The sequence below is a fragment of the Herbaspirillum sp. B65 genome (assembly GCF_000333555.1).
GTDB classification, from domain to species: domain Bacteria; phylum Pseudomonadota; class Gammaproteobacteria; order Burkholderiales; family Burkholderiaceae_D; genus Herbaspirillum; species Herbaspirillum rubrisubalbicans.
This window is the reverse complement of sequence record NZ_BADI01000176.1, coordinates 1-17,649: the sequence shown is the minus strand read 5'-3', so window position 1 is coordinate 17,649 and position 17,649 is coordinate 1. Positions and strand designations below refer to the sequence as shown.

Sequence of the window (17,649 nt, the reverse complement as noted above, 5' to 3'; positions counted from 1 at the left end):
CATTGACGCGGGGTTNGATGGGGGCATCAGCACCCAGACTTTTTCTTCACTCCAGGTCACTTGCGCCTCGGTAGCGTAGATGCTGGGCAGCACGTGCTTGGGGTTGAGCGAGGACAAGACCGGGCGCAGCGCGTAATCCAGCGCCAGCATGTGCGACTGGCTGCCACCGGTGGCCAGCGGCAGCACCAGCTTGTTGGTCAGGCCGAACTGCGGCAGCAGGTCCAGGAAGGCTTTCAGGATGCCGCTATAGGCTGCCTTGTAGACCGGCGTGGCCACCACCACGGCAGACGCTTCTTCGACGGTGGCCAGCGCGGCCTTGATGTCGGCGTCGTTCCAGTCGGCGCGCAGGATCGCCTGGCCCGGCAGGTCGCGCACATCCAGGCGCGCATAACGGTGTCCGAGCTGGGCCAGCTTGTCGCCGACGTGGTGCAACAGACGGGTGGAACGGGAAGGTGCCGAGGGGCTGCCGGCCAATAACAGGATGGTCATGTCGTTTGCTTGTGCTGGGGGGGGGTGGATGGAACCGGCCAGGCCGGTTCCTCTTGCGGGTTCAACTCACTTCTTGTTGGGGGTATAGAGCTGGTCGAAGGTGCCGCCATCGGCGAAGTGGGTCTTCTGGGCCTTCTGCCAGCCGCCGAAATCCTTGTCGATGGTCACCAGGTTCAGCCTGGGGAATTGCGATGCGTACTTGGCGGCGATCTTGGGGTCGATGGGACGGTAGTAGTTCTTGGCGATGATTTCCTGACCCTGCTCGGTGTACAGGTACTTCAGGTATTCCTCGGCCACCTTGCGGGTGCCGCGCCGGTCGACCACCTTGTCCACCACCGCCACCGGGGGTTCGGTCAGGATAGAAATGGAGGGCACGACGATGTCGAACTTGTCCGGGCCCCATTCCTTGAGTGAAATCAGGGCTTCGTTTTCCCAGGCCAGCAACACGTCGCCGATGCCACGCTCGACGAAGGTGATGGTGGCGCCACGGGCGCCGGAATCCAGCACCGGCACGTTCTTGAAGAGCTTGGCGATATAGTCGCGGGCAGCGTCGTCGCTACCGCCCTTCTGCTTGGCATAGGCCCAGGCCGCCAGGTAGTTCCAGCGGGCGCCGCCCGAGGTCTTGGGGTTGGGGGTGATGACGGAGATCCCCGGCTTGATCAGGTCGCCCCAGTCCTTGATGCCCTTGGGATTGCCCTTGCGCACCAGGAACACGATGGTGGAGGTATAGGGCGAGCTGTTATGCGGCAGGCGCTTTTGCCAGTCGGCCGGCAAGAGCTTGGCCTTTTCCGAGATTTCATCGATGTCGTAGGCCAGGGCCAGGGTCACCACGTCGGCATCGATGCCGTCGATCACCGAGCGGCCCTGCTTGCCGGAGCCGCCGTGCGAGGCCTTGATGGTGACGGTGTCGCCGGCCTTGTCCTTCCAGTACTTGGCAAAGGCCTTGTTGTAGTCGGCGTAGAGTTCGCGCGTGGGGTCGTAAGAGACGTTGAGCAGCGAAATATCGGCCGCCTGCGCCACGTGCGCGGCTTGCGCCAGCACCAGGGCGGCGGCGACCGATTTGATGATCTTCTTCAGCATATCCGTTCCCGCATGTTCTGTTGTTTTGGAGGCCGCCGAAAAGCTGAAGAAGCCGGACTGGATTCGCGTCAAGGCCGGTTCGCCCACCACCCGCTTCTACGAGATCAAGGACATCCTGCGCGCCAACAACCTGGTGACGGTCTGTGAGGAAGCCTCCTGCCCCAACATCGGCGAATGCTTCGGCAAGGGCACCGCGACCTTCATGATCATGGGTGACAAGTGCACCCGCCGTTGCCCCTTCTGCGACGTCGGCCACGGCCGCCCCGATCCGCTGGACCCCAACGAGCCGGAAAACCTGGCCAAGACCATCGCCCAGCTGCGTCTGTCCTACGTGGTCATCACCAGCGTCGACCGGGACGACCTGCGCGATGGTGGCGCTGCCCACTTCGCCGCCTGCATCCAGCGCGTGCGCGAACTGTCGCCCGAGACCCGCATCGAGATCCTGACCCCGGACTTCCGCGGCCGCATGGACCGCGCCCTGGAAATCCTCAAGATGGCCCCGCCGGACGTGATGAACCACAACCTGGAAACCGCACCGCGCCTGTACAAGGAAGCCCGTCCGGGTTCGGATTACGAATACTCGCTGAGCCTGTTGAAGCGCTTCAAGGACCTGCACCCGGAGGTGCCGACCAAGTCCGGCATCATGGTGGGGCTGGGCGAGACCGATGAAGAAGTGTTGCAGGTCATGCGCGACATGCGCGCCCACAACGTGGATATGCTGACCATCGGCCAATACCTCATGCCCAGCGGCGACCACTTGCCAGTGCGCCGCTACGTGCACCCGGACACCTTCAAGATGTACGAGGAAGAAGCCTACAAGATGGGCTTCGTGCACGCTGCTGTCGGTGCCATGGTGCGTTCCAGCTACCATGCGGACCAGCAGGCGCACGGGCTGGTCTGATTATCGAAGAACAAGCACGCCATTTATATTCAACGGCGTGCTTAGCTTTGTGCAGGCAACAAGTCTTGCTCAAATATCTAAGAGGTACGATAAGGCTATGCTTACTTCGTTAATACCAGTGGTAGCTGGATTTATTCTCAGCGGAGTAATTGGTAATCGTCTACTGCAACATTGGCAGAACCGAAATTGGATCTCGCAACAGCGTTTCAATGGCAACGAAAAAGAATATGCTGCGCTGAAAGAGCTAATAGACGAGATAGCTCAGCTTCTCGGTGAACGGATATATCTCAGTCAGAGAGTGCTCTTATCTGTTGCCAATGATCCTGACGAGAAATTCGAATCTAAGGTTGAGGATTATGACGATATCATCAAGCGCTGGAACATTCGTCTTACGTCGTTTTATGTCCGGCTTTCCCTTCTAATGGGGGAAAGCGAGGCGAATAGATTGGAGCGACGTATCCATGTTCCGATGACCAAATTGTCTCGCGCAATTTCTGCATTACTAAAAAAACGATTAGAAGGTAATGAGGGGCTCGCTCAAGAGGCGCACTTAGCGCTTGCTTCCACGAACCACCTTCAAGCAAGTGCTACAAATTTTAATAAGCATTTATTAAACTTCGCGCTCGATCGAAGAAAAGTCTTATACGAGGGTGAAGTAATACATTTTACCCAGGCAAATCTAAACAGGTTTTCTACTTGGTTTCTTTTCAAGGCTCTGTTTAGTCGAAATATAAACTCGCTGACCATAATCCGCTCGACGTTGAACTCTTAAATTCCACTCATCGGTCGGCTTCATGGGGCGAGGATATACGAGCATCGCTGCAATGGTAGCGGCCTCTTGAAGACTCAAATCCATTGATGGTTTATTGAAGATCTTCAAGGAGGCCGCGTGGACGCCTCGTAAATGAGAGCCAAGAAAAGCACATTGCAAATACGAGCGCAGAATAACTATTTTGCTATATCTGATCTGTATAAGGCTGGCGAGAAAAATTTCATAAATTTTTCTTTTAATAGTTCGCTCGCGGTAACCAGTTACGGTCCTTACGAACTGCATGTCTATTGTGCTAGCGCCGCCGTGGCGCCTTCCTAAGCACGCTTTGAACGATTCGCGACACACGGACTTTAGATCTACTCCACCGTGTTTAAAGAAGCGCCGGTCCTCAAGTATCAAAACCATTTTTTCGATAGCTGATAGCTGATCAGCGCTATAGATACTAGTTGGATCGACCGCCCTTTCAATTTGTAAGAGATCAGTGTGTACACGCAGTAAAAATTCTCTTAGAGAAAAAAAGCGCCATCTGGGTTTGTTGTCGATAAAGCTCATCTCTATTCTCCCCGCTGGGAACAGATTTAGTTTGTGGTTGTTTTAAGTTCAGCCCAGATTGAGCAGCTTAGATTTCTTACGGCTAGCTAATCGGGTAGATTCAAGTTTATATCGATTATGCGCGAACTAGTCTTTCTGTCTTGCAGAGGCGCTGACCTACCTGAAGTTTTATTTTTCTGTTGCCCTCGATAGAGGGGGAAACACGGCAAATATTGCTATACGCGTTTTTCGGTGCGCTGAAAGAGTAAATCATCAAATGGCGAAACATTTGGATTTGGATCTACTACTAAAAATTGATGTATCTAAAGCGACGCTGACTGACGCTAGTCCGTTCCCGCGATATACCGCCGCGACGGTTGGCGCCAAGCTGACCTTGGAATGGATTCACCACTCAAACGCGTTAGGCGGCAATACGCTGACCCTGCGCGAGACCAAGGTGGTGCTGGAAGGCATCACCGTCGGCGGCAAGTCGCTGCGTGAGCACTTCGAAGCCATCAATCACCGTGATGCCATCCTGCTGGTGGAACAGATCGTTGCCGACCAGGAGCCCCTGAGCGAGCGGCACATCAAGGACCTCCACAGTCGGGTGTTGAAGGGCGTCGATGCCGAGCAAGCCGGCCGCTACCGCCGTGAGAATGTCGTCATTGCCGGCGCCAGTAGCACGCCGCCCGATTTCCTGCACCTCAACGATGAAATGCGCCACTTGCTGGACTGGTACCAGCAGGCCGACACGCTGCATCCGGTCGCGCGTGCGGCGCAGTTGCATACCCGCTTCGTGAAGATCCATCCCTTCGTCGATGGCAATGGCCGTACCGGCCGCCTGTTGCTGAACCTGGAGTTGATGAAGTCGGGCTACCCGCCGGCGGTGATCCACAAGGAAGATCGGCTGGCGTATTACGATGCGCTCGATGAGGCTTGCCTGAACGCAAACCATGACGCCATCACCGCCTTGGTCGCCGAGAGCGTGCTGCGCGCGCTGCGCTTGTATCTGGATCTGCTGCCGGCATCAGGATGACGCGCATCAGCGCAATCGCCTGATCAGCCCCAACACCCACTCGAAGGTTTTCCCATAAGGCGGATGCAACAGCGTCCCGCCAGTCCAGCGCGCCAGCCGGTCCATGCGCAGCGCGTGCGAGGGATCGCTGTCGGCGGAGAAGACCTGGCGTTGCCGGTTCAGGAGCTGCTGCAGTTGTGCAACGCTCGTGTCAGTCATTGATGCATCCTTGCATTGTGGTCCAAGCGTATCCGGGGCCGCATATTAGGCCGCCTGTGAGGCCGCCTGCGCCTGCTGCTGGCTGGCGCGGATCATCTCGGCGGCCTTCTCGGCGATCATGATGGTGGGGGCATTGGTGTTGCCGCTGACCAGCGTGGGCATGACCGAGGCATCCACCACCCGCAAGCCGTGCAGCCCATGTACCCGCAGTTGCGCATCGACCACCGCCATCTGATCCTCGCCCATGCGGCAGGTACCGACCGGATGATAGATGGTATCGGCGCGGCGGCGGATCATGGCTTCCCATTGTGCATCGTCCATGTCGTCGTGACCGCCGAAGAGTTCGCGCCGGCAGTAGCGGCGCAGCGGTTCGGTCATCACGATCTGGCGCGCGATACGGGCGCCGGCGATCATGGTCGGCAGGTCGCGCGGGTCGGAGAGATAGCCCGCGTCGATCAACGGATCGGCCAGGGGATCGGCTGATTGCAGCCCGACTCGACCGCGTGAATGCGGCCGCAGCATACACATGTGCAGGGAGAAACCATAACCGGCGTGCAGCTTTCTTGCATGGTCATCGACGATGGCGATGCAGAAATGCAGCTGGATATCGGGCCGTTCCAGTTCCGCGCGGGTCTTCAGGAAGGCGGCGCCCTCGGCGAAGGGCGTGGCGATCAAGCCCTCGCCATGGCGCTTCCAGGGCAGCAACTGGCCCAACAGGCGCAAGCCACCGACCATGCCCAGACCGAAATTGTCGGTGTCGCGGGTGGTCCAGCCCTGGGTGAAATCGAGGTGATCCTGCAGGTTCTGGCCCACGCCGGGCAGCGCGTGTTGCAGGGCGATGCCGTGCGGAAGGATGTCTTCGGGCCGACCGATGCCCGAGAGTTGCAGCAATTGCGGCGAGCCGAAGGCGCCTGCGGCAACGATGACTTCACGCGCTGCCCGCACCTGGGCATCTTGCTGCTGCTGGCGATAGGCCACGCCCACGGCGCGCTTGCCCTCGAACAACAGCCGTTGCGCCCGCACCTGGCACCGCACCGTCAAGTTGGGACGCTGGCCCAGCACCGGATGCAGGTAGGCGGCCGCCGCCGAGCAGCGCTCGCCGCGATGGGCAGGCGTGTGGAATTGGGTGACCTGATACAGGCCCACGCCCTCGTTGTCGCCCCGGTTGAAGTCCGTGCACAGCGGATAGCCGCGCGCCTGGGCGGCTTCGATGAAGGCACGGGTGATCGGGCGCGGGCGGTTTTGTTCGGACACATGCAACGGGCCGCTGGCGCCATGCCAGGCATCGGCGCCGCGCACGTTGTTTTCGGCGCGCTTGAAGTAGGGCAACACCGAGTCCCAGTCCCAGCCGGGGCAGCCGGCCGCGGCCCAGCCGTCGTAGTCCTGGCGCTGGCCGCGGATGTAGAGCATGGCATTGATGGCCGAGGAGCCGCCCAGGGCGCGCCCGCGCGGCTGGTAGCCACGGCGCCCGTGCAGTCCCGGCTGGGGCGTGGTCTGCAAGGCCCAGTTATTGAGCTTGCCATAACCGGGCAGCATGGCCACCACCGCAGCCGGCGTGCGCACCAGCAGGCTGTCGCCCTGGCCGCCCGCTTCCAGCAGGCAGACCGAGATATGCGGATCTTCCGACAGGCGCGATGCCAGCGTGGCGCCTGCCGAGCCGCCACCGACGATGACGTAATCGAACAGCACGGTTGTCTCCTTGTTATGGTTGACCGGCCTGGGCGCCGCACTGACGTCGCCTTGCGAGGCGCGTTGCCGGTGGGTCCCGGTCTGGCTGGCATTATGAACCGCTGGGCCGGAGCTGTTCAATTTCCCTGCACGAATGGGACAATTGCCTTCACCGGCCAGCCCACTGCGCTGAAATAAACCCGTGCCCAAGGTAAGATACGCGGTTCTGAGCATTCGATTCGAAAGCAGGTTGTCATGTCCTCACCGATCGCACCGGCCGCTGCCGCGCCGGAAGAAAAACTGGTCTTCGTCAGTTCTTGCAAGTTGCCCATGCCCTGGGCCACCTTCGAGCTGCACGCCTTCTATGATGAAATTTCCGGCAAGGAACACCTGGCCCTGACCCTGGGCGAGGTCGGCAACGGCGAGCCGGTGCTGGGCCGCGTGCATTCCGAATGCCTGACCGGCGATGCGCTGTTTTCCCAGCGCTGCGATTGCGGCGCCCAACTGGAAGCGGCCTTGAAGAAGATCGCCAAGGAAGGCCGCGGCGTGCTGTTCTACCTGCGCCAGGAAGGCCGTGGCATCGGCCTGTTGAACAAGATCCGCGCCTATCACCTGCAAGACCAGGGCGCCGATACGGTGGAAGCCAACGAACGCCTGGGTTTCCCGGCCGACATGCGGCGCTATACCATCGTGTTGCCCATGCTGGCGCACCTGAAGATCACCAGCCTGCGCCTGATGACCAACAACCCGCGCAAGGTCAAGGCGCTGGAAGACAGCGGCATCACGGTGGCCGAGCGCATCGCCCTGATCGCCAACCACAATCCCTTCAATATCGGCTACCTGGGCACCAAGGCGCGCAAGCTGGGCCACCTCTTGCCCGGCCTGACCAAGACCGATGACTTGCCGGAGAAGGTGTCGCTGGACGCGCACGACAATGAGTGAGCCCACCGCGCGCCCGCAGTGCGCGCCAGCGGGAATGCGATAAATGATTTCCGGCCAGCCGGCCGGCACAGCAGACGGACCCGTGCGGTCCGTCTTTTTTTGACCACCTGGGCGCAGCCCGCTTGACGCATCGGGTAGCATGGCGACTGCATTCCTTCATTCTCATCCCGTCCTGACACCATGAACCCATCCGTTCCCGCCGGCGCTGCGCCGATTCCCGTTTCGCTGTTGACCGGTTTTCTCGGCAGTGGCAAGACCACGCTGTTGAACCACCTGATCACCCAGCCGGAGATGAAGAACACGCTGGTCATCATCAACGAGTTCGGCGAGATCGGCCTGGACCACCTGCTGGTGGCGCACAGCCAGGAAGACACCGTGGTCGAGATGAGCAGCGGCTGCCTGTGCTGCACCATCCGCGGCGACCTCAAGAAGACCTTGAAGGACATCACCTGGCGCTTTGCCGAAGGCGGCCAGCGCAAGTTCGACCGCGTGGTCATCGAGACCACCGGCCTGGCCTCGCCCACGCCCATCCTGCATACCCTGATGACGGACTCCTTCATCGCGGCCCGTTATCGCCTTGATGGCGTGATCGTCACCGTCGATGCGGTCAATGGCATGTCCACCCTGGACCATCATCCCGAAGCGATCCAGCAGGCCGCGGTGGCTGACCGCCTGCTGCTGACCAAGACCGACCTGGCCGACGCCGCCACCCTGGCCGCCTTGCAGGCGCGGTTGCGCACCCTCAACCCGGGCGCGCGCCAATTGCAGCCGCAGCTTGGCCAGATCGCCGCGGCAGAGCTGCTCGATGCGGGCCTCTTCAAGCCGGGCGAAAAGATGCCGGATGTGGCGCGCTGGCTCAACGAGGAAGCCTTTGCCGAGCAGCAGGCCCATGCCCATGAGCATCATCATCATGGCCACGATCATCATGATCATCACGACCATGGACATGCTCATCACGAGCATCACGATCACCATGACCACGCCCATGACGTCAACCGCCACGACGACCACATCCGCGCCTTCTGCTTTACCTTCGACGAACCCATCGATCCGATGCTCTTCGATGAATGGCTGAGCCTGCTGGTGGGCTTCAAGGGCCCCAACATCCTGCGCATCAAGGGCATCCTCAACCTCAAGGGGGACGACCAGCCCACCGTCATCCACGGCGTGCAGCACATCTTCCACCCCACCGCCACCCTGCCCGAGTGGCCCTCGGAAGACCGTCGCAGTCGCATCGTCTTCATCACCCGCGACATCGAGCGTGCCACCATTGCACGCTCCTTCGATGCCTTCATGCAGGCTCAGGCCATCGAACGCGAGGCGCGTGAGCGCCAGCCGGCGGCATATTGAGTCGTACCGGCCTGAGCACAGGCCGGAAATTCCCTCTGGGCAATACGCGCGCGCCGGTTGGCAGGGCCTTGGCACCGATGGATTAAAAATAAATCCATCTCGGCCGATAACAAGGCTTAGTCCAGATTATGATCGGGCTCACCTAGAGTTCTAGAGACAGATAAATAACGATTCGTTTATGCAGCGTGTGATCAACAAGCTGGGGGCAACGTTGTCGGCATCGCTCACGCTGATGCTGGGCCTGTGCGCCACCGTGACGGTATTCATCGCCACCAGCCATCTGGAAGAAGATGCCGTAAACCTGGACTTCGAGCGCCGGGCCGGCCTGCGCGCCTTCACCATCCAGCGCGGGCTGGAAGAGGCGGTCCAGGTGCAGGCGGTGGTGAACCATTTCTATGCCACCGTGGGCGATCCCTCGCGCGAACAGTTCGACAACTTCACCCGTCCGCTGCTGGAGCGCTACCCCTATGTGCGCGCCTTCAGCGTGCAGCGCTTCGTCTCCGATGAAGACCGGCCAGTGTTCGAAGCGCTGCGCCAGGGCGTCAAGCCCGACTTCGAGATCACTGCGTTGCAGGACGGCCAGCCGCAACGCGCACCACAAAAACCGTCCTACCTGGTGGTGGATTACCTGGAGCCGCTGGCCGGCAACGCCGCCGCGCTGGGGCTGGACGTGTCGGGCAATGCGGCCATCATGCAGGCGCTTGATGCCGCCCTGGCCAGCGGCTATCCGGCCTCCACGCCACCGATCCGGCTGGCGCAATTCGGCCCGGAGGAACGCGGCCTGCTGGTGATCCAGCCGGTCTACCGGGGCGGCGTGCAACCCACCGACCTGGCCGCGCGACGCGCGCTGCTGGTGGGCGACACCACCGCCGTGCTGGAACTGGATGGCCTGGTGCAGAAGATCCTCGATGGCGCCGGTCTGATGTCTGACCACGAGATTGGCCTGCGCATCTACGTGGGCTCGCAAGCCACCCCCGACAAACTGGTGTACCGCCACGACAGTGTGGCGCCGCAGAGCCAGTGGCTGGACCAGATCATCAAGCCGGGCAGCTTCTTCCGCCATCCCTCCAACACCGTCACCAGCTTCGACATCGCCGGCCAGCGCTGGCACATGGAAATCAGCATCCCGCCGCGCTCGGTCTTTGCCGATCACTATGGCTCGCTGCTGATCCTGCTGGTGGGCGTGATCGCTTCGCTGCTGGGCGCGGCCTACATGCGGGCGCTATCGATGCGCTCGCACCGGGTGCAGCAACTGGTGGAAGAAAAGACCGCCGAGCTGCGCACCACCAATGCCCTGCTGTCGGACGACATCAAGGCCCGCCGCCTGGCCGAGCGCGCCCTGCGCCTGCGCCACCAGGCCATCGAGGCCAGTGCCAATGCCATCCTGATCCTCTCGGCGCGCCAGCCCGACTACACCATCGAATACGTCAACCCGGCCTTCGCCCGCATCACCGGCTACAGCAGCGGCGAGGCGGTGGGCAAGAGCATCCGCTTCCTGGAGGGACGCGACAGCGACCCGGACGGCTTCGAAACCGTGTGGATCGCCATGCGCGAACAGCGCGAGTACAACGTGGTCCTGCGCAACTACCACAAGGATGGTTCGGAGCTGTGGAACGATTTCTACATCGCCCCGGTGCGTGATGAGAACGGCGCGGTCACTCATTTTGTGGCAGCGCTCTACGACATCACCTCCATGAAGCGTTACGAGGCCGAGCTGGAATTCCAGGCCAGCCGCGACACCCTCACCGGCCTGATCAATCGCCATATGCTGCGCCATCACCTGGAACAGGCCATCGGAGCGGCCGAGCGCCAGAAGCAGGCCCTGTGGGTGGTGTTCGTGGACCTGGACCGCTTCAAGTTCGTCAACGACACGCTGGGCCACAAGGCCGGCGACACCCTGTTGCGTACCGTGGCCGGGCGCCTGCGCGCCGCCGTGCGCGAAGCCGATACGGTGGCGCGCCTGGGCGGCGATGAATTCATCATGATCCTGCCCGAACAGGATGAACTCACACTCGACACCCGCAGCCTGCAACGCATCATGGATGCGGTGGCCGCGCCCGTGACGCTGGGCGGCCATACCCTCTTCATGACTTGCAGCATCGGCGTGGCCTGCTATCCCAACGATGGCACCGATGGCGAGACGCTGATCAAGCACGCCGACATCGCCATGTATCGCGGCAAGCAGACCGGTCGCAACAATTTCCAGTTCTATACCCCGGCCATGAACGAACAGGCGCTGGAACGCCTGCGCATCGAAGGCGACCTGCGCAATGCGCTCGACCATGGCGAATTCCTGCTGCATTACCAGCCCAAGGTGGACCTGGCCTCGGGCCGCGTGGTCGGCTGCGAAGCGCTGATCCGCTGGCTGCATCCGCAACTGGGCATGGTCTCGCCGGCACGCTTCATCGGCCTGGCCGAAGAAACCGGCTTGATCCTGCCCATCGGCGCCTGGGTGCTGCGCACGGCCTGCACCCAATGCCGCCAGTGGCAACTGGCCGGGCATGAAGATATCAGCGTCTCGGTCAACCTTTCGGTGGGGCAATTCCTGCAGAAGGATCTGGTCTCCTCCATTGCCGATGTGCTGGCCGATACCGGCCTGCCCCCGGCCTCGCTGGAGATCGAATTGACCGAGAGCCTGATGATGACCGATGTCGAGCACGCCATCGGCATCCTGGCCGGCTTGAAGAAGCTGGGCATACGCTTGTCCATCGATGACTTCGGCACCGGTTATTCCTCGCTGGCCTACCTCAAGCGCTTCCCCATCGACGTGCTCAAGATCGACCGCTCCTTCGTGCGCGACATCACCATCGACGCCGACGATGCCGCCATCACCGCCTCCATCATCTCGCTGGCGCGCCACTTGAAGCTGCGCGTGATCGCCGAAGGGGTGGAGACCGATGAGCAGCTCGACTACCTGCGTCACTACGGTTGCGATGAGATCCAGGGTTACCTGTTCAGCCCGCCGGTGGCGCCCGAGAAGTTCGAGCAGATGCTGCGCGAAGAGCGGGCCATGTTGTAGAAAACTTCACCCTATATCTCCAAATCAGGCCGCACGGCATTGCCGCTGCGGCTTTTCTTCATATCGGCTGTCCTATTGCGCGATCCAGGCAGGGGGACGGCTTGTCACGGCGCAAGGTCGGCGAGGGGCAGCAGCGTAGAATGGCGGCCTTGTCTGATTTATCCACAGGGCTTTCCAAGATGCCTGCTCGTCCCCTCCAACTGGCCGGCCCCGAACTGCTGGCCGCCTGGCACGCTGAGGCCGATCGCCTCATGCCCGCGCTCGATGCCGTACCCGACTGCCTGCGCCAGCAGCACAGCGCCACCATCCTGGACCTGCATTTCGGCCTGGGTTATACCTTCTTCGCCACCTGGCACGCCTTTGCCCGACAGCGCGAGCAAGGGCAGGGCGGGGCACAGCGCCTGCATTACGTGGCCATCCTGCCGCATCCGCCCGCGCCACAAGCGCTGCATCAGGATTTGACTTATGCACAGGCCTTGCGCGCGGCCTGGCCCTTGCCCTTGCCGGGCACGCACCGCTTGCTGCTGGATGAGGGCCGCCTCACGCTGACCTTGATCTGGGGCGCGCTGGAAGAAGAGCTGGCGCGGCTGGATGCGCCCATCGACCTGTTCTACCTGCACGCCGAGGCAAAGCGCTTCGACCCGGACGCGCCCGGCTGGCACGCCCACGCCTGCAAGCGCCTGGCGCGCCTGGCCTGGACCGGCGCGCAGGCGCTGGTGTTCGGTGCGGCCGGCCAGGCGCCGCTGGCGGCAGCCATGCGCCAGGTCGGCTTCACGGGTCAGGAGCGCGACGGCGCGCTGGCCTTGCGCTACGCCCCCGCCTGGGCGCGGCCTGCTACCCATGTGGCGGCTTTGGATACGCCTTTGCAGCGGGATGCGCAGCATCCCCGCCATGCGCTGGTGATCGGCGCCGGCCTGGCCGGCACCGCAGCCGCCGAGCGCTTGAGCGCGCGCGGTTGGCGTATCGAGCTCATCGATGCCGGGCCGCAGGTGGCCACCCGCGCCTCCGGCAATCATGGTGGCCTGTTCATGCCGGCCTTGGCACGCGACGATAGCCCGCTGGCCCGCCTCACGCGCGCCGCCTTCCTGTTTGCCGCGCAGCGCTGGCAGGCCTTGGGCGGTGTCGGGCTGGAGGAGGCGGCGGCCATCCAGGGCGAATGTTGCGGCATCCTGCAATTCGGACGCGATGCCAAGCAAGCCTGGTCCTTCGAGCAGGGGGCGCGGCAGTGGCAGTATCCAGAGCGTTACGCGCGCTGGATGTCGGCTGAGGAAACGGCGGCGGCACTGGGCATGGCGACCATGGGCGGCGGCTATTTCTTCCCGGAAGCGGGCTGGCTCCATCCGCCTTCGGTGTGTCGGCGGATGCTGGCGGTGGCGCGTGAGCAGGGTGCGGTGGCGACCCATTTCGGGCGTGAGGTCAGCCGCCTGCAACGTGCAGCCGGGCAATGGCAGGCACGCGATGCCGCAGGCGAGGTGATCGCCCAGGCGCCCGTGGTGATCTTCGCCGCCGGCGCCCAGGCCAGCGCCTTGGCGCAATTGGCCGAACTGCCTTTGAACGCCGTGCGCGGGCAGGTCACGCACTTGCCGGCCGCAGGTTTTCCCGACTTGCCGTATGCCTTGTGCGGCGATGGCTACCTGACCCGCCCCTACGCCGGCCAGATTGCGCTGGGCGCCAGCTACGACCGGTTCGATGATCCACACCTGCGCGCCGACAGTCATGCCGACAACCTGGCCCGGCTACAGCACATGCTGCCGCAGATCGCCAGCCACTACACCTTGCCCGAGGCCACCGCCAGCCAGCCGGGCCGGGTCGGCCAGCGCAGCATTGCGCCCGACCGTCTGCCGCTGGTGGGCGCCTTGCCCGAGCAGGAAGGGCTCTACAGTCTGCTGGGCTATGCCTCGCGCGGCCTGATCTGGGCGCCGCTGATGGCCGAGTTGCTGGCGGCCATGCTGGAGCGCGAGCCGCTACCCTTGCCGCGTGATCTGGTGGCCGCGCTCGATCCGGCGCGCTTCAAGGGCGCGCCGGCGACTGAGCTCAGCGCACCCAACGACCCGGAATGAAGTGCCAGCCGCCGCCCGGGCCTTGCTGCCAGTGGGCCGGTTCATAGCGCACGTAGTGGCGGCGCATCCGCTCCCAATGGCCGACCACCCAGACGTGACGATGGCCGTTCCAGGCCCAGTAGCCCGGCGCCCAGGCATAGCCGTGGCGCGGCGGCGGCACCACTTCATAGCGCGGGGCGGGCGGTGGCACGCCGATGCGCACGTCCACGCCCACCACCTGCGCCTGGGCGGCAGGGGCAGTGGCGACGAGGGCGCCGAGCGAGCCAACGGCGGTGAGAAGGGCAAAGGCGAGGCGGCTTGTTGTGGTTTTCATGGTGGACTCCTGCGATGTTGGTCTGGCGTGGATGCAGCGCAGATGAACTTGCGCTGTGGAGCCACTGTAGGAGTCCGGCCTCTTTAAGACTGTAATGTTGTGTTTCCAGGTGTGTCAGCGCGGTGCCGTGCGAGGCCGGCGCAAGCACCGAACCAGCGCCGAGGGACTGGTTCTGGTAACAAGTCCGGGCAGATCGATACTTGCCGCCTACACGTCGCTACTTATGCTTCGGCTTCCTGCGCGCGGCCCGGGTATAACGTTGTTCCACCACGCGGCTACCCCATTGTTCCCCGGCCGACTCCTCGGCCAGTTCGAAGCCGGCCGACAGGTACAGGTGGCGCGCCGCATCCAGGCCCCGGAAGGTCCACAGATAGCAATCGAAATGGTGAGCATCGAGGAAGGCCATGGCCTGTTCCAACAGGCGCCGGCCGACCCCGGCCCCGCGCAGGCTGTCGTCGACGATGAACCAGCGCAGGTGCGCCATGCCGCTGGCCAGGTCGCCATCGATGACGATCGAGGCCAGGGTGCGCCCCTGTTCTGCGTGGGTCCAGAGTTGCTTGCCGGGGGTAGGCAGCGCTTGGGCAAAGGCGCCCAGTTCGCTGGCCACCTTGTGCTCGAAGAACGCGCCGAAGCCGGCGGCCTGGGCATAGTAACGGGCGTGCAGGCTGGCGATGTCGCCGATGCAGCCGGGCTGGTAGCCGCTGCGCAAGGGCGTGGCGACGGCCTTGCCCGGAGGCACTACGGCATTGGGATTGTCACGCGACAGCGCTTCCGAATACAGCGCCAGGGCGCGCACCAGGCCCTGCTGGTCTTCCGGCAGGATGCGCCGCAAGGCGCCGGAGACCTGGTCGGTGGCGAACTTGTCGATCTTCTTGCGCAGCGCCTGCCCGGCCTCGGTGAGCGCTAGGCTGAAGGCGCGGCCATCGCCCGGTACCGGGCTGCGGCGCACCAGCCCCAGCGCTTCCAGCTTGACCAGTTGGCGGCTGGTATTGGACTTGTCCAGGTACAGCAGTTCGCCCAGCTCACGCGCCTGCAGCCCGGGCCGCAGCCCGATCTCGATGATGGCGTGCACCGCCGAGGGCGCCAGGTCGCTGCCGGCCAAGGTGCTGCGCATGAAACCCAGCTCGCGCACCAGCTTGCGCGAGAGTTCGCGCAACTGGCCGATGGTCTGGTCACGCGGGGGAGAGTGCAGGCCATCGTAGTCCATGGCGCGTTCCTGTAATGGTTGCGAAGTGCAAGCAATGTAACGCGAGATGATTGCGAAATGCAACTTGTTTGCCATGCCCGACCAGCATCGCTGTCTCGCCCGCGCAACTGGCCGGCGCCGCGCTGCGGTTGGGAGGCGCGCTCGGGCTGGAGTAGAATGTCGCCTTTCGCGCAGCCCTGCGCCGTGATCCCACCGGCCAGCGTGGCCTGCGCCACCTCCTGCATCCCCAGTCTTGTTGAAAGTCCCCGCACATGTTGCGCATCTCTGAACTGACCCTTCCGGTGAACATACGGAAGACGAACTGAACGCCGCCATCTCGACGCCTGGGCATTCCGGCCGATGAACTGGTGTCCTTCACGCTGTTTCGCCGCAGCTACGATGCCGCAAGAAGACGGCCATCACCCTCAACTACACCATCGACGTCGAGGTGAAGGATGAGGCCACCGTGCTGGCGCGTCATGCCAAGACCACCAATGTCGGTCCCACCCCCGATACCTCCTACCACTACGTCACCCGGGCTCCGGCCTCGCTGAAGAAACGCCCGGTGGTGATCGGCTTCGGCCCCTGCGGCCTCTTCGCGGCGCTGATCCTGGCCGAGATGGGCTTCAACCCGCTCATCCTGGAACGCGGCAAGACCGTGCGCGAACGCACCAAGGACACCTGGGGCCTGTGGCGCCAGCGCGAATTGAAACCGGAATCGAACGTGCAATTCGGCGAGGGCGGCGCCGGTACCTTCTCGGATGGCAAGCTCTACAGCCAGGTCAAGGACCCCAAGCATTACGGCCGCAAGGTGCTGGCCGAATTCGTGGCCGCCGATGCGCCGCCCGAGATCATGTATGTCAGCAAGCCCCACATCGGCACCTTCCGCCTGGTCAAGATGATCCAGTTGATGCGCGAGAAGATCGAAAAGCTGGGCGGTGAATTCCGCTTCGAGCAGCGCGTCGAGGATGTGCTGATCGAAGACGGCAAGATCCGTGGCCTGACCCTGGCCAACGGCGAGCAGATCGAGGCCGATCACGTGGTGCTGGCCATCGGCCACAGCGCCCGCGATACCTTCGAGATGCTTTACCAGCGTGGCGTCTACATCGAGGCCAAGCCATTCTCCATCGGCTTCCGTGCCGAACACCCGCAGTCGCTGATCGACAAGTGCCGCTTCGGCCCCGGCGCCGGCCATCCCATCCTGGGCGCGGCCGACTACAAGCTGGTGCACCATGCCTCCAATGGCCGCTCGGTCTACAGCTTCTGCATGTGCCCCGGTGGCACCGTGGTGGCGGCCACTTCCGAGCCGGGCCGGGTGGTCACCAACGGCATGAGCCAGTATTCGCGCAATGAGCGCAATGCCAACAGCGGCATCGTGGTGGGCATCTCGCCGGCCGACTATCCGGGCCATCCGCTGGCCGGCATCGCCTTCCAGCGCGAGTGGGAAAGCCGCGCCTATGAACTGGGCGGCGGCAACTACAATGCACCCGGACAACTGGTGGGCGACTTCATCGCCAATCGTCCCTCCACCCAGCTGGGCAGCGTGGAGCCGTCCTACAAGCCCGGCGTGACGCTGGGCGATTTGAATCCTTCCCTGCCCAAGTACGCCATCGATGCCATCCGCGAGGCGCTGCCTGCCTTCGACAAGCAGATCCGTGGCTATTCCATGCCTGACGCCGTGCTGACCGGCATCGAAACCCGCACCTCTTCGCCCATCCGCATCAAGCGCGATGACCATACCCTGCAAAGCCTCAACACCCAGGGTTTGTATCCGGCCGGGGAAGGCGCCGGTTATGCGGGCGGCATCATGTCGGCCGCCATCGACGGCATCCGCGTGGCCGAGGCCTTGGCGCTGGATATCGTGGCGCAATCATGAGGTGCTGATCCGGAGTCTGGATCACCCAAAACACAACGCCGCTCCGGTTACCCGGGGCGGCGTTGTGTTTTTACGGCCTGAAGTGAAGATTACTTCTTGGCGCGGGTCGAAGCGACGGTCTTTTCGGTAGCAGCAGTGAACTGTTTGGTTGCGTTGGCCAGGTTGGCTTCCAGCGTTTCCACGGCTTGCTTGGAGTTCTTGGACAGTTGCTCGTAGGCCGCGTTGGCG

14 protein-coding genes and 2 pseudogenes are annotated in these 17,649 nt (G+C 62.9%); 8 read left to right on the top strand and 8 right to left on the bottom strand.

Features of this window, described 5'->3' with window-relative positions; translation table 11 throughout:
- Both ssuE and I5W_RS04465 read right to left on the bottom strand, forming a co-directional pair.
- Positions 1-489: NADPH-dependent FMN reductase (ssuE, locus tag I5W_RS04470; protein ID WP_044528337.1), on the bottom strand; the 489-nt coding region annotated here is incomplete at its 3' end.
- A 66-nt stretch (positions 490-555) separates the two neighbouring features.
- A complete protein-coding gene (locus I5W_RS04465; protein WP_044528336.1) occupies positions 556-1,569 on the bottom strand; it encodes a sulfate ABC transporter substrate-binding protein in 1,014 nt (337 codons plus the stop codon).
- A 25-nt stretch (positions 1,570-1,594) separates the two neighbouring features.
- On the opposite strand from I5W_RS04465, the gene lipA reads away from it, so the two are divergent.
- Positions 1,595-2,470, top strand: coding sequence for a lipoyl synthase (gene lipA, locus I5W_RS04460; protein WP_252716889.1), 876 nt, complete (start codon positions 1,595-1,597; stop codon positions 2,468-2,470).
- On the top strand, positions 2,439-3,242 hold the full coding sequence (locus I5W_RS32340) for a hypothetical protein (protein WP_199901700.1): 804 nt from the start codon (positions 2,439-2,441) through the stop codon (positions 3,240-3,242). The genes lipA and I5W_RS32340 overlap by 32 nt, the downstream gene beginning before the upstream one ends.
- On the opposite strand, the gene I5W_RS34140 is transcribed toward I5W_RS32340, so the two are convergent.
- Positions 3,150-3,647, bottom strand: a complete 498-nt coding sequence (locus tag I5W_RS34140) for a biosynthetic peptidoglycan transglycosylase (protein ID WP_374702115.1) — start codon at positions 3,645-3,647, stop codon at positions 3,150-3,152. The two genes, I5W_RS32340 and I5W_RS34140, sit on opposite strands and share 93 nt — an antisense overlap.
- Positions 3,648-4,167: 520 nt before the next feature.
- On the opposite strand from I5W_RS34140, the gene I5W_RS04450 reads away from it, so the two are divergent.
- A complete protein-coding gene (locus I5W_RS04450) occupies positions 4,168-4,809 on the top strand; it encodes a Fic family protein (RefSeq protein WP_252716888.1) in 642 nt (213 codons plus the stop codon).
- Positions 4,810-4,815: 6 nt separating this feature from the next.
- Here the strand turns inward: I5W_RS04450 and I5W_RS04445 are convergent, their stop codons facing one another.
- Both I5W_RS04445 and I5W_RS04440 read right to left on the bottom strand, forming a co-directional pair.
- Complete coding sequence (locus tag I5W_RS04445; protein ID WP_044528334.1) at positions 4,816-5,007, bottom strand: hypothetical protein; 192 nt, start codon at positions 5,005-5,007, stop codon at positions 4,816-4,818.
- 45 nt (positions 5,008-5,052) lie between these two features.
- The gene (locus I5W_RS04440) at positions 5,053-6,696 is read right to left on the bottom strand and encodes a GMC family oxidoreductase (RefSeq protein ID WP_044528333.1); all 1,644 of its coding nucleotides are present in this window, start codon (positions 6,694-6,696) and stop codon (positions 5,053-5,055) included.
- A 234-nt stretch (positions 6,697-6,930) separates the two neighbouring features.
- On the opposite strand from I5W_RS04440, the gene ribA reads away from it, so the two are divergent.
- The 4 genes from ribA to mnmC all read left to right on the top strand — a co-directional run bounded on the left by ribA (position 6,931) and on the right by mnmC (position 14,046).
- Complete coding sequence (gene ribA / locus I5W_RS04435) at positions 6,931-7,617, top strand: GTP cyclohydrolase II (protein WP_044528332.1); 687 nt, start codon at positions 6,931-6,933, stop codon at positions 7,615-7,617.
- 180 nt (positions 7,618-7,797) lie between these two features.
- On the top strand, positions 7,798-8,967 hold the full coding sequence (locus I5W_RS04430) for a CobW family GTP-binding protein (protein WP_044528331.1): 1,170 nt from the start codon (positions 7,798-7,800) through the stop codon (positions 8,965-8,967).
- A 178-nt stretch (positions 8,968-9,145) separates the two neighbouring features.
- Positions 9,146-11,986 carry a bifunctional diguanylate cyclase/phosphodiesterase gene (locus I5W_RS04425; protein ID WP_044528330.1) on the top strand — a complete coding sequence of 947 codons (2,841 nt, stop codon included), beginning with the start codon at positions 9,146-9,148 and terminating at the stop codon, positions 11,984-11,986.
- A gap of 179 nt (positions 11,987-12,165) precedes the next feature.
- Positions 12,166-14,046: an FAD-dependent 5-carboxymethylaminomethyl-2-thiouridine(34) oxidoreductase MnmC gene (gene mnmC / locus I5W_RS04420; protein WP_044528329.1), complete on the top strand. Its 1,881-nt coding sequence runs from the start codon at positions 12,166-12,168 to the stop codon at positions 14,044-14,046.
- On the opposite strand, the gene I5W_RS04415 is transcribed toward mnmC, so the two are convergent.
- Both I5W_RS04415 and I5W_RS04410 read right to left on the bottom strand, forming a co-directional pair.
- Entirely contained in the window at positions 14,021-14,359 is a 339-nt protein-coding gene (locus tag I5W_RS04415; RefSeq protein ID WP_044528328.1) for a YXWGXW repeat-containing protein, read from the bottom strand. The two genes, mnmC and I5W_RS04415, sit on opposite strands and share 26 nt — an antisense overlap.
- Before the next feature lie 217 nt (positions 14,360-14,576).
- A complete protein-coding gene (locus I5W_RS04410) occupies positions 14,577-15,566 on the bottom strand; it encodes a bifunctional helix-turn-helix transcriptional regulator/GNAT family N-acetyltransferase (RefSeq protein WP_017452768.1) in 990 nt (329 codons plus the stop codon).
- Positions 15,567-15,817: 251 nt separating this feature from the next.
- Here I5W_RS04410 and I5W_RS04405 point away from each other — a divergent pair.
- A pseudogene (locus I5W_RS04405) lies at positions 15,818-17,421 on the top strand (NAD(P)/FAD-dependent oxidoreductase).
- Positions 17,422-17,510: 89 nt separating this feature from the next.
- Here I5W_RS04405 and I5W_RS33120 read toward each other — a convergent pair.
- Positions 17,511-17,649, bottom strand: a pseudogene (locus I5W_RS33120) (phasin family protein); the annotation flags it as partial.